Source organism: Cloacibacillus evryensis DSM 19522 (assembly GCF_000585335.1).
GTDB lineage: Bacteria > Synergistota > Synergistia > Synergistales > Synergistaceae > Cloacibacillus > Cloacibacillus evryensis.
The window spans coordinates 2544733-2558357 of the sequence record NZ_KK073872.1 but is presented as its reverse complement, the minus strand read 5'-3'; the positions used below and the strand labels follow the sequence as shown (position 1 = coordinate 2558357).

At 45.6% G+C, this 13625-nt stretch carries 13 protein-coding genes; 12 read left to right on the top strand and 1 reads right to left on the bottom strand.

Features of this window, described 5'->3' with window-relative positions:
• The first annotated feature begins 88 nt into the window (after positions 1-88).
• The 9 genes from CLOEV_RS11485 to CLOEV_RS11445 all read left to right on the top strand — a co-directional run bounded on the left by CLOEV_RS11485 (position 89) and on the right by CLOEV_RS11445 (position 10197).
• A complete protein-coding gene (locus tag CLOEV_RS11485) occupies positions 89-1291 on the top strand; it encodes a M20 metallopeptidase family protein (protein WP_034443854.1) in 1203 nt (400 codons plus the stop codon).
• Between the two features lie 169 nt (positions 1292-1460).
• Complete coding sequence (locus tag CLOEV_RS11480; protein ID WP_034443852.1) at positions 1461-2249, top strand: SDR family oxidoreductase; 789 nt, start codon at positions 1461-1463, stop codon at positions 2247-2249.
• 51 nt (positions 2250-2300) lie between these two features.
• A complete protein-coding gene (locus tag CLOEV_RS11475) occupies positions 2301-3884 on the top strand; it encodes an N-acyl-D-amino-acid deacylase family protein (protein ID WP_034443850.1) in 1584 nt (527 codons plus the stop codon).
• Positions 3885-3903: 19 nt separating this feature from the next.
• Positions 3904-4581 carry a type 1 glutamine amidotransferase gene (locus CLOEV_RS11470; protein WP_084482374.1) on the top strand — a complete coding sequence of 226 codons (678 nt, stop codon included), beginning with the start codon at positions 3904-3906 and terminating at the stop codon, positions 4579-4581.
• Positions 4582-4696: 115 nt separating this feature from the next.
• On the top strand, positions 4697-5719 hold the full coding sequence (gene dctP, locus CLOEV_RS11465; protein ID WP_051485056.1) for a TRAP transporter substrate-binding protein DctP: 1023 nt from the start codon (positions 4697-4699) through the stop codon (positions 5717-5719).
• A gap of 92 nt (positions 5720-5811) precedes the next feature.
• On the top strand, positions 5812-6306 hold the full coding sequence (locus tag CLOEV_RS11460) for a TRAP transporter small permease (RefSeq protein ID WP_034443846.1): 495 nt from the start codon (positions 5812-5814) through the stop codon (positions 6304-6306).
• Position 6307: 1 nt separating this feature from the next.
• Positions 6308-7606 carry a TRAP transporter large permease gene (locus CLOEV_RS11455; RefSeq protein ID WP_034443845.1) on the top strand — a complete coding sequence of 433 codons (1299 nt, stop codon included), beginning with the start codon at positions 6308-6310 and terminating at the stop codon, positions 7604-7606.
• A 33-nt stretch (positions 7607-7639) separates the two neighbouring features.
• Positions 7640-8836 carry an aminotransferase class V-fold PLP-dependent enzyme gene (locus tag CLOEV_RS11450; RefSeq protein ID WP_034443843.1) on the top strand — a complete coding sequence of 399 codons (1197 nt, stop codon included), beginning with the start codon at positions 7640-7642 and terminating at the stop codon, positions 8834-8836.
• Positions 8837-8904: 68 nt separating this feature from the next.
• Positions 8905-10197: an aspartate aminotransferase type Ic gene (locus tag CLOEV_RS11445; protein ID WP_034443841.1), complete on the top strand. Its 1293-nt coding sequence runs from the start codon at positions 8905-8907 to the stop codon at positions 10195-10197.
• A 195-nt stretch (positions 10198-10392) separates the two neighbouring features.
• Here the strand turns inward: CLOEV_RS11445 and CLOEV_RS11440 are convergent, their stop codons facing one another.
• A complete protein-coding gene (locus CLOEV_RS11440) occupies positions 10393-10989 on the bottom strand; it encodes a TetR/AcrR family transcriptional regulator (RefSeq protein WP_034443839.1) in 597 nt (198 codons plus the stop codon).
• Between the two features lie 102 nt (positions 10990-11091).
• On the opposite strand from CLOEV_RS11440, the gene CLOEV_RS11435 reads away from it, so the two are divergent.
• The 3 genes from CLOEV_RS11435 to panC are packed head-to-tail and all read left to right on the top strand — an operon-like array spanning position 11092 to position 13624.
• On the top strand, positions 11092-11931 hold the full coding sequence (locus CLOEV_RS11435) for a Rossmann-like and DUF2520 domain-containing protein (protein WP_169732226.1): 840 nt from the start codon (positions 11092-11094) through the stop codon (positions 11929-11931).
• Complete coding sequence (gene panB / locus CLOEV_RS11430; protein ID WP_034443836.1) at positions 11928-12779, top strand: 3-methyl-2-oxobutanoate hydroxymethyltransferase; 852 nt, start codon at positions 11928-11930, stop codon at positions 12777-12779. The genes CLOEV_RS11435 and panB overlap by 4 nt, the downstream gene beginning before the upstream one ends.
• Positions 12779-13624 (top strand): pantoate--beta-alanine ligase, encoded by an 846-nt coding sequence (gene panC / locus CLOEV_RS11425; protein ID WP_034443833.1) that lies wholly within the window; start codon positions 12779-12781, stop codon positions 13622-13624. The genes panB and panC overlap by 1 nt, the downstream gene beginning before the upstream one ends.
• Position 13625 lies beyond the last annotated feature (1 nt).

Genomic DNA, 13625 nt, shown 5'->3' with positions numbered 1-13625 from the left:
CATTTGACAATACGTCTTTGACTGCTACCCAGGTTTATTTAATGATGCTTTTAGTCTTACTGTGAATTAAAAGAGGAGATCGGAAGTAATGAAAACAGTTATCAACCGTGTTGAGAAAAAGTATCGAGATTCCATTGTAGAACCTTATCACTATTTACATCAATATCCAGAACTAAGCTACGACGAGAAGAACACATCACAATTTATTATAAACATATTAAAAAAATTACATTTTGATGAAATCCAAACAAATGTAGGTGGCTATGGAGTGGTTGGTCTTCTTAATGGCGCAAAGCCAGGACCTGTAATAGCACTTCGTGCCGACATGGATGCCCTGGCAATAAAGGAAGATACAGGGTCTCCTGTTTCCTCACTCAATGATGGTATTATGCATGCTTGTGGGCACGATGCCCATATGGCGATTCTCCTTGGGGCGGCTAAGGTATTATGTGAGATTAAAGGGGAGATGGCAGGAACCATAAAATTCGTTTTTCAGCCAGCCGAGGAAAAGCCCCCATTGGGAGGGGCCTCTCTGATGATAGCGGACGGTATCTTAGAAAACCCAAAAGTTAACGCTATGTTAGGGCTTCATGTCTGGCCTTATTTAAAAGTAGGAACGATAGGCATTGAAGAAGGCCCAGCATCTTCTTCTTCAGACCATTTATCTTTTACGATTAATGGTAAATCTTCTCATGGGGCGATTCCGGACGAGGGCATAGATACAATAGTTGCTTCAGCAGCTGTAATTTCCGCTATGCAGAGTATCGTATCCCGTAGAATAAGCCCGTTTTCCCCTGTGGTTATCACGTTGGGGAAAATTTGTGGTGGTGACGGATACAATATCATTTCTGATCATGTATATGTAGAAGGAACCGTTCGGAGTTTTAATGAAAACGTCCGAGACAAATTACCAGAGCTTATAAAGCAAACAATAAAAAACACGGTAGCTGCTTTTGGAGCTAATGCTGATGTGCACTATGATAGAGGGTGTCCGTCTGTAATGAACGATCCGTATATTACAGAAATATGCAAAAATGCGGCGAGGGAAATATTAGGGCATGAAAACCTTTGCTCATTGCCTACGATACCTGCAATAGGTGAAGATTTTGCTTTTTTTGCTCGTGAGGTTCCAAGCGTATTTGCGTATGTAGGTTGTTGCCCTTGTCATGTTTTAGTAAATGATATGCCACCGCTTCACAATAGTAAATTCCTCCCTGATGAGGATACTCTATCCGTGGGTGTGCGTTATATAACTTGCGCGGCCTTGAAACTGTTGGAAAAATTAGGTTAATTCTACAAAATTTAAATAAAGCTCATAATGATTTACTAATATAAATATTTGAAATTACGTCTTGGACTGATTCGCGAAAAACTAATAATATTCTCGTATCACAAGAATAAACATATCTGTTTCAAAAACATGCTTAATTGAGGCGGATATCAAATAAGGAGGATTTTTCGTGGAACTAGGGCTTAAAGACAAATGTGCATTGGTAATGGCTTCAAGTGCTGGACTTGGTAAAGCAATTGCAACCGAATTTGCGCGAGAAGGTGCAAATGTCATGCTGTTCAGTCCATTCGAAGACGAACTCAAACAAGCGCGCCAAGATATCTTCTCGGAGACAGGTAAGAACCCCTCAATATTCGTCGGTAGTATAACGAACGCAGATGATATAAAAAATCTTGTAAAAACAACTGTCGACGCATATGGCCCCGTTTTTGCTCTTGTGAATAATACTGGTGGTCCGGCAGCAGGGAACTTTGATGCTTTTGACGATAGCGCTTGGCAAAAGGCTTATGAACTTACGCTGCTTTCTTATATACGTACAATTCGTGAGGTACTGCCGCATATGAGAGCTAATAATGGCGGCAGGATTCTTAATTCAACGTCTTCGTCAATTAAGTCTGTCCTTGATAATCTTATTCTCTCAAACACTTTCAGAATGGGAGTTGTTGGGCTTGCGAAAACGCTTTCGCAGGAACTAGGTAAAGATAACATTCTGGTTAATGTAATTGCTCCCGGACGCATTGGAACCGCCCGTATTGACTACCTAGATAGCGTTCGCGCTGAGAAGGCAGGCAAGACAGTAGAGGAAATTCAGCAGCTAGCATTTGCGGGTATCCCGCTTGGCAGATACGGTACGCCTCAGGAATATGGAAAGCTCGCCGCGTTCCTTTGTTCTTCCGCTAATACGTTTATAACAGGACAATCTATCTTAGTAGATGGCGGTATGGTCAAAGCTATCTAGGTTCATCCGTGTGAACGGTATTATTTTGCATTGAGCAGGGAGGTGTGCGGGATGTTTGATATCTTAATAAAAAATGCCTATATATATGATGGGTCTGGTAATTCTCCATATTTAAGCAACATTATGATAAGAGACGGTATCATTGCCAAAATAGGTAATGCTGATGATGAAGCGTTTTATGAGATCGATGCCTCCGGACATGTCGTATCTCCTGGTTTTATTGACCCTCACACGCACTACGATAACACTGTTCTTTATGATAAACAAATGGTAGCTCCTTTGTGTCAGGGAGTAACCACTGTTATCACAGGACTGTGTGGGCTTGGTACCGTTCCTTTACAACAAGAATACAGATCTGAGGTCAACAGACTAAATTCCGGCATGGTAGGGTATAGGGATAATTTCAATTACACTGCCGCCAACATAGAGGATTATCTTTATCAAGCAGATGGTGCAGCAGTTAATGTTGCTGCGGCGATTGGACACATCCCGTTGCGCATAAGTGCAGGTGGTTTTAATTGCGTAGGTTACGCTGGGCTATCCGAAAAAATGAAAGGTCTGCTTAGGGAAAATTTGAGAATGGGAGCAGTGGGGTTTTCTATAGGATTAGACTATTTCCCTACGCATTCTAGTGTTATCTCCTCCGATGAGTTAACAGATTTAAATAAGGTAGTTGCGGAAGAGAACGCTGTTTTTCTTGCGCATGTGCGCCCGAGTAGTGTCGATGGCAGTATGATGGAAGGGAATGAGGAAGTTTGTTCTATCGCCGAATCGCTGGGAGTAAGGACACATGTTTTACACACTAGGACACTCTATCCAGTCACTTGTGGTAAACCGGAGGTGATTGCAGAAGTATTTGAAAAATCCATTAGTAACGGAGCTGATATAAGTGTTGAAAGTTATCCATATTTTGGAGGCCAGACCTATGGCATTTATTACCTCCCAGCGTGGGCGCAAGAGGGGACTAGCGAAGAAATAATAAGAAGGCTTAAGGATTTAGAGGTAAGATCAGCTATAACAGATAACTGTGAAACACTTGTTTACTATAAACCAGCCAGGTTTGCCTATGTGAAATATCATCCAGAATACGAAGGGCATTCGTTAGATTATGTGGCTAAAATTCGCGGTCAAAAAATAGGAGATATGCTAGCAGAGGTACTAATTGAAAGCGATCTAGGGGTATCGATAACGTCAGCCGACGGAATTGCGGGAGCTAATATTAATAGTCAGCTTCTTGATGATTTTATGTTTCTTTTGCAGAAACCGTATTACACTGTAGGCAGCGATAGTATGGATTGTGGAAGCCATACGCATCCGCGTGCATTTGGCAGCTATGCAAAGGTTCTAAGGCTAACACGCGAATATGGTTATAGCCTAGAAAAATTAATTTATAAGCTTACAAAATTTAACGCCGATAGATTTGGGTTAGTCAAAAGAGGGGTTCTTTCCGAAGGTAATTTTGCTGATATTACCATATTTAAATACACTGATGTCTATGATAAAGCTACTTACGCTATGCCCATGGCACCTCCTGAAGGTATTAAATGCGTCATAGTTAATGGACAAATAGCCTTATATGACGGATGCCCCACTGGTACCCTGCCAGGTCGCTCTTTAAAAAGAAATAAAATTTAGGAAAAAGGGAGATGGATTCATGTCAAAGATTCTATTCGTCGATTGTTCTGGAAGCCCGCTATATGATCCGAAGGTACATATCAAACCATTTTTAGAACGTTATCCACACGATTTTGTAAGTCCTGAATTTGAAGAATTGCCAAATAGTCTAGAGGGTTATTCACATCTAGTTTATAGCGGCTCGATGGTTACGTCTTACGAGAGTGATTGGCAGTCGCGGCTATATAGTTTTGTCAGGAGCTCATACGATTATGGTATCCCTACACTTGGAATATGCTATGGGCATCAAATAATCGCTAGAGAGATATTGGGGTACGAAAAGCTGAGACAGAAACCAAAAGAAGATCATGGTTGGGAAAAGGTTACTGTCGTAGATGACGATCCATTATTAGGTAAAAAAGGTTCTATTTGGTTTCCTTTTGTCACTCATGGGTATGAATTGTTTGACCTGCCTTTGGACAAGGTAAAGATTATCGCTTCTTCAGACAATTGCAAGATTATGGCTTATAAATTCTTAAATGAACCTGTGTGGGGATTTCAATGCCACTTTGAGATATCTCCTGCACAAGCAAAAGATTTTCTTGATGGTTATAAACTCCCTGTAACTTGTAATTCTCTGGGATTCGAATATAGTGATAAAACTTATCCAAACCATCAAGAAATTTTTAGAAGGTTTTTTGAATCACAGTTGGACTAACTTGCTAGAATTTTAATAAAAAATGATACTTTTTACATCTTATAGAAAATTATTATGTGTTTTTAGCACCATAAAGTAGTCAGAAGCAAAAATACAATTTCAGGAGGAAGAAACGATGAATGTTTTTAAGAAAGGTTTATGTGCCATGGTGGTGTTGTCCTTTATGGTCATGAGTACTGGGACCGCAAGCGCAGCTAAAACGTTTCGTTTTGCTGGTCAAAACCCCGTTGATCAAGAGTCAACGAAGCAAATGTTGCGTATCAGAGATATGGTTCTGAAAGAGACAAAAGGAGGAATCGAACTAAAGGTTTATCCAGCTAATCAACTTGGTGATTTTCAGCAGATTCAGGAAGAGCTTCTAAAAGGAACAATTGATTTTGCCCTGATTTCTACTAATCATCAGCTTGATGGAAGGTTGATGCTCCCGTCTATGATGTTTCTGGCAAAAACATACGATGATGCCAAAAAAATCTATGCTAAGAACGGAGTTCTTTATAAAATCATAGATGAAGCGTGCAATGATTTGGGAATGAAATTTCTTGGCTTTAGTGCCGAATGTATGTCCGGCATCGCGTCTGTTAAACCTCTGAACGAGAAGGGGCTTTTGGACCCAAAGGTGAAAAAGTCAGAGCTTATCAGGACTTCAGGTATTGCAAGCGCAGTCTACACCCTTCAGGATTTAGGCTTTAGGACGGTTTCTGTACCGTATGCGGAGACCTATACGGCGTTGCAGACTGGTATCTGCGATGCATGGTGGGGGGGCGGCCCTATTCATAATTACTATGGGTTTGGCGACATCATCAAGCATTATTACGCGACTAATCTTTTTATAGAGGCAACGTGTTTCTTTGCAAGCAATAAGGCATGGAATAGCCTCACGGCGGAACAGCAGAAAGTCATCCAGAACGCCATCAACATCGAAGAGAAAAACAGCTTCGTGAGTGCGGAAAAATTTGATAAGTTATATAGCCAGAAACTTCATGATGAATATGGGGTAACGATTCACACATTTACTCCCAAAGAACTAGCTCCAATTTTCGAAAACGGGAGAAATAAAACATGGGAGAAGCTTACTTCCATAGCCGGGAAAGATGCGATAAGAAGATTGCGTGAAGAGGTCAAAAAACTAGAGAAATAAGCAGCAACAGATGGGCGGAATGATGTAATTGGCCAGAACCGCTTTTGTATAAGTGGTTCTGGTTGCCTAAAAATATTCAAGGAGGTATTAATATGCGGTATTTTGCCAGTTGGCTGAAAAAAGTTGAAGAATTTGTCATGATCTGGAGTTCTCTGATACTGATGGTTCTCTTAGTGTATACGGTGTTTATGAGATACATTTTTAATAGAGATGTTTTAGGAATGGACGAACTCGAAGTATGCGTGGCATTCTGGCTTTATTTTATAGCCAGCGCTAACTGCAGTAATAATGGCACCCAAATTACTGCTGATATACTAAATATTGTTTGCAAAAACTGTCCTAAGGTGCAAAAAATCATCAACGCTATGACATCATTGTTGTCTGCCTGTGTAGGAATCGTTTTTACGTATTTTAGTTTCGCTTTCTTTGATTTTGCATTTCAACGTTCACAAAGAACTTTAATTTTGCGTTTACCCGTGACCTCGTATTATATTGCAATTGTACTTGGGCTGGTATTAATGTCGGTATATCATTTTCGTGATTTTGTTATAACTGCCAAAGAGTTGCGTAGGGGAGAGGTGCAATAAGATGATTTTTATATCTATAGGAATACTATTTGTATGTATTTTTAGTGGAGTGCCTGTTTGTTTCGCCTTTTTAACAACTGCGATATATTTCCTAGTTAGTGGCAGTTATGACCCTTCTTTTATGTTACCTACAGGGGTAAATAAGATGAGCAGTGTGGTTCTGTTTGCCATACCGATGTTTATTATGGCTGGTGGCATCATAGCTAAAGCTAATATCGGGGACAGGCTTATTGATTTGGTGGAAGACACTTGGCTGGGCAGAAAAAAAGGCGGACTTGGTGCTATCGCGGTGGTATCCTGTGCTTTATTTGGCTCTATTACTGGAAGTGCTTCTGCAACCCTTTCATGTATAGGGACTATAATGCTTCCTAGATTAGAAAAGGCCGGTTACCCAAGAGGTTATAGGGCGACGTTGCTTACACATGCCGCAGTTTTAGGAATGCTTATACCCCCAAGTGCGCTAATGATTGTATATGCATGGGTTGGTGGACAGTCAGTATTGGCCTCTTTTTTAGCGATAGTATTCCCTGGCCTGATGCTGACAGCCCTGTTTGTTGTGCTAAATTTCATTTTACTTAAGAATGATCCAAATTTGCTTATGGTGGAACATCTCGAATCAGAATTGTTATGTCAGGCGAAACGGAAAAAACAATTAGCAGCACTGCCAGCATTAGCGCTCCCAGTGATCGTGTTGGGTGGCATATATACTGGAGTTATGACTCCAACAGAAGCTGCGGCAGTATCTGTGGCATATTCTATCCTCATAGGCAAATTTGTATACCATGGATTGACATGGACAAAATTAAAAGAGTGCCTGCTCCATGGTGCTTCTGCAACTGGCAGTATTATGATTCTTATATTTTGTGTAATGATGCTTAGTCGGATATATGTTATGGAAGATCTGCCATCGAAAATCCTCCAAATGTTCTATGCGGTGTCTACTAACAAATATATGGTTTTGATTATGATTAACATATTTATGTTGATATTAGGCTGTTTGATGGATGATACAAGTGCGGTCCTGCTATGTACTCCGATTCTCGTTCCTATAGTTAAAGAGATCGGAGTGAGCCCTGTACAGTTGGCTGCAATTTTAGCTGTTAATATAGGTATGGCTGGTATTACTCCCCCTTGTGCCCCTTTACTTTATTTTGGTGGCAATATGGCAAAAGCGCCTATAAGTGAAATGGCAAAACCAACTGTAATTCTGTTGCTTTTTGCGTGGCTGCCGACGCTACTTGTCACCACGTATATACCGCAGTTTTCGCTCTTTCTTCCGCGGTTGATTTTAGGAATGTAGAATATTCTCTTCCTCAAAATAAGGTGATTAAGAATGTCAAACAAGCGAATTGTATATTTAGACAATGCCTGTACTGGGCTTTACAGCCAGAAGGTTCTCTCTTGTGCGGAAATTTTTGTTGCGCTATTAAACGAGATACAAACGGGTCTCGTCCCACAATCCGTCGTTCTTCAGGGCCTTTTGGATGAGGCCAGAAATAAGGTTGCAGAGCTTGTTAATTGTGACGTATCCGAAGTTGCTTTAGTTGAAAGCACGTCGCATGGATTAGGTATTGTATCAGAGGTTGTAGATATAAAGCCTGAAGAGAATGTGTTAGTCTGTGATTTGGAGTATCAGGCGTCATATTTCTGCCTTACGAGGAAACAGAGAAAAATTGGTTTTGAGATTCGTCATGTAAAAAGCAAAGAGAATGAAATTACAGCTGAGATTTTTAAAAAATATATCGATAGAAATACTCGGCTAATTATTTTATCCTCTGTTCAAGAAATCAATGGCTATCGTGCAGATTTGAAAGCTATAAGTGACCTAGCCCATCAATATGGCTGTTATGTCGCAATAGATGGTGTCCAGGAAGTAGGCGCCATGCATGTTGATGTTAAAAAAATGGGAATTGATTTTTACTGTACCGGGGCGAAAAAATGGATTGGTTCACCTTTTGGAATGGGGTTTATGTACATAAAAAAGCAATTGATTGATATATTAGAGCCAGCATATGATACATATTTCAATGCATTGCTCCCTAAACACTACCCAGACTATGACACCTACCTTGAGAATCCAGATAGAAGCCCATTTGATGAGATGGAAATGATTAATACTGCTCAAAAATTTGAAATAAATGGTTACAGAAATTATTTAGGAGCCATGGGGTTAATAAAAGCTATTGAAGTTTTACAAGAATATGGCCTGAAGGAAATAGAAGAAAAAATTATCTCTCTGAATTTGAAGTTTACTGAGGGGCTTAGGCAGCTTGGAATAGACACAGTCAGTTCAAAAGACAGACCCCATATGTCGTCCACAGTCTCCTTTAACTTAGGCTTTAAAGGAGGAGGATCGTCAGAAGAGAAAAAACTTATGGATTATTTACTAGAAAAAAATATTATAGTTTCATTAAGGTGTGCATCTTGGACAGGTGGTATCCGTGTTTCCATGCATTATTACACAACAGAAGAAGATATCGACTCCATTTTATTTGCCATAGGAAATTTCTTGTCTCTACAACAATGTTAGTATGTAAAAAATACATTGGAATATCTAGTTTTATAACGTAATGTCATGACTTGGAGGAAGCATATAACATGAAGCCCTACAAAGATATGGATTTAGCGGAATTGCGCGCGGAACAGGCAAAACTTGAGGAGATTTTAAAAGCATATAAAGAGAGAGATTTGAACCTGCTGATCGCAAGAGGGATACCTTCCGCCGAGCAGGTGGAGGTTTCAAACGAAATGCTGGATACGCTGACTTCCCAAACGGTCAATATCTCTTCGGATGGTGTGGATTGCCGAAATTACGGCGGTGACATGACGGGGATAGTCGAAGCGAAAACACTCTTCTCGGAGTATCTCGGAGTTGAAATGGACGAAATAATGGTCGCGGGAAATTCGTCGATGGGCATAATCGGCGAGATACTCGCCCATTCGATGCGCAAGGGGGTCCTCGGCGGCTCTAAGCCGTGGTCCGCTTATCCCAAGATCAAATTCCTGTGCCCTGTTCCCGGCTATGACAGGCATTTCGGTTTCTGCGAATATTTTGATATAGAGATGATCCCCGTCCCTCTTGGAGAGAATGGGCCGGACATGGATATAGTGGAAGACCTGGCCGCTAAGGATGAAACGATAAAAGGCATGTGGTGCGTGCCCAAGTATTCAAATCCGTCAGGGATCTCATATTCTGACGAGACTATCAGACGCCTGGCGAATATGAAGACAGCGGCCGGTGATTTCCGGCTCTTCTATGATAACGCCTATGCCGTACACTACGTATATAAGATGGTCGAAATAATCAATATTCTCGATGAATGCAAAAAAGCCGGTAATCCGAACCGGGTATATATGTTCGGCTCAACTTCAAAGATGACCTTTCCCGGCGGCGGAGTCGCCCTTTTTGCCGCTTCAAAAGAGAACATCCAGCATGTAATAAAGGGAATGAGCGCCATGTGGACCGGGTGGGACAAGGTAAATATGCTTCGCCACGCGCGTTTCCTGAAAAATAAAGAAAATATCATGCGCATAATGGCCAAGCACGCCGCCATATTGCGCCCGCGTTTTGACATCGTCATCAACGCCATTGAAAAAGAGCTTGTCCCTGTCGGGGCGGGGGACTGCATACGTCCTGACGGCGGTTATTTTGTGATGTACCGTGCTCCCGCGGGCTGCGCGAAAAAAATATTTGAAACCTGCAAAGAAAACGGCGTAACTGTCACCACCGCCGGAGCCACACACCCATATGGCAAGGACCCGGATGACACTTATCTCCGTATCGCTCCCTCCGCGGCGTCGCTTGCGGTATTGGAAGAAGCCATGCGTGTTTTCTGCGTCGTGGCAAAGTTTGTTACGATCAACAAACGGATCTCGGAGCTGGCGTCCTAAGTTTCGTTTTTGCCGTCAATCTGACGCGGCGCGGCAATAAACAGAGCGGCGGTTTTTAAGAGGCTATCCGGAGATACGGTATTTCCGGTAGTCTCTTTTTGCGCATTTGCCTTGGGCGTCGAGCCTCAAGGAGATAACCGCCCAAGACGGTAATTTCGCATTATCATGACCGTTTTGAATATTCAAGATCGGGATTCATTTCAAAGGCAGCTGCGACCTCATCAGCGCGAGCTGTCTGTCGATCCGCTCTTCGCTGATGCCTCCGAGCAGCGCGAGCACGCTCATCCCCTCAAATACAAATAGAAAATTCTCCGTGAGCTCCGGCAGGCCTTTGTCCGCCAGAACTCCCTGTCTCGCGCCGAGGTTCAATATCTCGGCGATCGTGTCGTGCAGGCTGCTGACAAGCGACTGCTGCAAGGCCCTGTCCTCCGGCCCGCGATGTGTAAAGAAGTATTCGTAGGTAGCCAGCAGGATGCTGTTCTCCATGTGCAGGAAGCGCTCTTTCTGTGTCGCAAAGTAGGAATCAAGCAATTCGCCGAAGGGGATGCCCGTGCCAACCAGCTTGCAGATGCCGTCGTATTTGCGTTTCGTATGATATTTGGCGGCGGCGACGAAGACCTCCTCGACCGAATGATAGTAGAGATAGATGCCGCCTCTGCTGATCCCGCATTCGTCGACGATGTCCTTCATCGTTACACTGTTGAATCCTTTACGGCAAAAGACGGCGCACGCGCACTCAAGGATCGTTTCAAGTTTAAGCCGCCGGCGTTCTTCGTTTGGTGTCCTTGCCATGATCGGCCTCCTGCATAAATTTATTGACACGCATGTCATTTAATGATATAACCCATTTTATGACACGCATGTCATTAAGTCAAGCTTTTTGAGGTGTTAAACGTGGCGGAACATTTTTCTGTGGGGTTTGTCGGTGCGGGTAAGGTCGGCCGCGCGCTGGGCCGCTATTTTATGCGGCGCGGCCTCCCGGTTTGCGGTTATAGCAGCCGCCGTGAAGAGAGCGCCGCGGCGGCCGCGCGGTGGACCGGTACGGCGGCGCTGTCGTTGGCTGAGGTCGCCGGGCGCGGCGGCGTTATCTTTCTCACCGTTCCCGACGACGCGCTCGCGGCGGTATGGGAGGGGTTGAGAGCTTTCCCGCTGGAGGGAAAGGCCGTCTGTCATTGCAGCGGGCTGCACAGTTCGCGAATATTCGCCGGGATCGAGGCTGCGGGGGCCTGCGGTTATTCGCTGCACCCGCTCTGCGCGGTCACGGAAAATTTTGAAAAGATGGACGAGGTATGTTTTACGCTCGAGGGAGCCGGTGAACATCCGTCCATCGGCCGGCTGCTGTCGCTGATTGGGAACCGCGTACGGCGGATAGAGCCGGAGCAGAAGGCCAAATATCACGCCGCCGCCGTCTTCTGCAGCAATTTTGCCGCCGCGCTGACCGGCGCCGCAACGCGGCTCTTTGCCGAATGCGGACTGGATGAGGACTTTTCTGAGAACGCCTGGAGGTACCTTTTCACGGAAAACGCCGCCAACGTCGGGCGGCTGGGGCCTGTGCGCGCACTTACCGGCCCTATTGAACGAGGCGACTGCGAGACGGTGCGCCGTCACCTTGAGGCGCTTGACGGGCGAACCGCCGAGCTTTACCGGCTTCTGTCGCGCGAGACTCTCGCGCTTGCGCATAAGAAGAACCCTAAAAGGGACTACACAAAAATGAAAGAGGTGCTGCGCGCATGAAAACAACGGTGCTGACTCTGAAGGAGCAGAAGCAAAAAGGCGACAAGATAACAATGCTCACCGCCTATGATTATTCTACCGCTAAGATAATGGATGAGGCAGGAATAGAGTGTCTGCTGGTTGGTGATTCTCTCGGTATGGTAATGCTTGGCTACGACAGTACCATTCCCGTAACGATGGCGGATATGCTTCACCACACTAAGGCGGTGGCTCGCGGCGCGAAAAACGCGCTGGTCGTCGCGGATATGCCTTTTATGTCTTATCAGGTTTCCGCAGAGGATGCGGTGCGCAACGCCGGACGGCTGATGCAGGAGGGCGGAGCGCAGGCGGTCAAGCTCGAGGGCGGCAGGGAGGTTTGCGGGCAGATCTCCGCCATTACGCGCGCCTCTATCCCGGTGATGGCGCATCTGGGGCTGACGCCGCAGTCCGTGAACGCGCTGGGCGGCTATAAGGTCCAGGCCCGGGAGGCGGAGGCCGCGCACGGGCTTTTGCTTGACGCCCTCGCGGTAGAAGAGGCGGGGGCTTTTGCTCTTGTGCTTGAGTGTATCCCCGCGAAGCTTGCCGAATGGATATCGCGGCGGCTCTCGATCCCCACTATCGGCATCGGCGCTGGAGCCGGCTGTGACGGCCAGGTATTGGTCTATCAGGACATGCTGGCGCTCTACAGCGATATGTGTCCCAAGTTCGTCCGGAGGTTCGCCGACGCGGGCGAAGTGATGCGTCAGGGGTTCCGCGGCTATATCGATGAAGTAAAGGCCGGCTCTTTCCCGACGGAGGAGCATTCTTTCAAGATGCCGGACGAAGTTCTCTCCCAGGTGGAAGAGATGTCAAAGGCGGGTAAATATTGATGAAGCTTTTTAAGAAGATAGACGAAGTACGCCGCCAGGTCGAGGAGTGGCGCGCGGAGGGGCTTACAGTAGGGCTCGTTCCCACGATGGGCTATCTGCACGAAGGGCACGCAAGCCTCATACGCGCGGCGGCGCGTGAAAACGACCGCGTGGCGGTGAGCGTCTTTGTAAACCCCACGCAATTCGGGCCGACAGAAGATCTGGCGCGCTACCCGCGCGACATAGAACGTGATAAGGCTGTGTGCGCCGCCAACGGCGCGCATCTGATCTTCAATCCGGAACCGGAAGAGATGTATCCCGGGGGTTTTTGCTGCTATATAGATATGAGCGACGGGCCGAAAGAGGGGCTCTGCGGCGCGAGCCGCCCCGTGCATTTCAGCGGAGTCTGCACGGTCGTGGCGAAGCTCTTAAATATAGTCCTTCCGGATCGGGCCTATTTTGGTCAAAAGGATGCCCAGCAGCTGGCCGTCGTCCGCCGTATGGTAAGCGATCTGAACATCACGGTGGAGATAGTCGGCTGTCCTATCGTGCGTGAGGAAGACGGGCTGGCGATGAGCTCGCGCAATCGCTACCTGAACGGCGACGAACGGCGCGCGGCGCTCTGCCTTTCCCGGGGATTAGAGGCGGGGCGTTTGCTTATAGAAGCTGGTGAGACCGCGCCAGAGGCGGTGATCGCCGCCGTTCGCGGGCATATCGAGGCCGAACCGCTTGCGCGCATCGATTACACGGCGGTCGTGCATCCCGGAACCGTCCGGCCGCAGAGCGTCATCGAAGGGCCCGTAATGTGTGCCGTCGCCGTCTATATCGGCGCTACGCGGCTGATAGATAATTTTATTATAGAATAGG

Bases quoted from the DNA above. Each gene is read 5' to 3' on its own strand.
- CLOEV_RS11445 (WP_034443841.1), top strand. From the start codon at position 8,905: ATGAAGCCCTACAAAGATATGGATTTAGCGGAATTGCGCGCGGAACAG.
- CLOEV_RS11485 (WP_034443854.1), top strand. From the start codon at position 89: ATGAAAACAGTTATCAACCGTGTTGAGAAAAAGTATCGAGATTCCATT.
- CLOEV_RS11455 (WP_034443845.1), top strand. From the start codon at position 6,308: ATGATTTTTATATCTATAGGAATACTATTTGTATGTATTTTTAGTGGA.
- CLOEV_RS11475 (WP_034443850.1), top strand. From the start codon at position 2,301: ATGTTTGATATCTTAATAAAAAATGCCTATATATATGATGGGTCTGGT.
- CLOEV_RS11470 (WP_084482374.1), top strand. From the start codon at position 3,904: ATGTCAAAGATTCTATTCGTCGATTGTTCTGGAAGCCCGCTATATGAT.
- CLOEV_RS11460 (WP_034443846.1), top strand. From the start codon at position 5,812: ATGCGGTATTTTGCCAGTTGGCTGAAAAAAGTTGAAGAATTTGTCATG.
- panB (WP_034443836.1), top strand. From the start codon at position 11,928: ATGAAAACAACGGTGCTGACTCTGAAGGAGCAGAAGCAAAAAGGCGAC.
- panC (WP_034443833.1), top strand. From the start codon at position 12,779: ATGAAGCTTTTTAAGAAGATAGACGAAGTACGCCGCCAGGTCGAGGAG.
- CLOEV_RS11450 (WP_034443843.1), top strand. From the start codon at position 7,640: ATGTCAAACAAGCGAATTGTATATTTAGACAATGCCTGTACTGGGCTT.
- CLOEV_RS11440 (WP_034443839.1), bottom strand. From the start codon at position 10,989: ATGGCAAGGACACCAAACGAAGAACGCCGGCGGCTTAAACTTGAAACG.
- dctP (WP_051485056.1), top strand. From the start codon at position 4,697: ATGAATGTTTTTAAGAAAGGTTTATGTGCCATGGTGGTGTTGTCCTTT.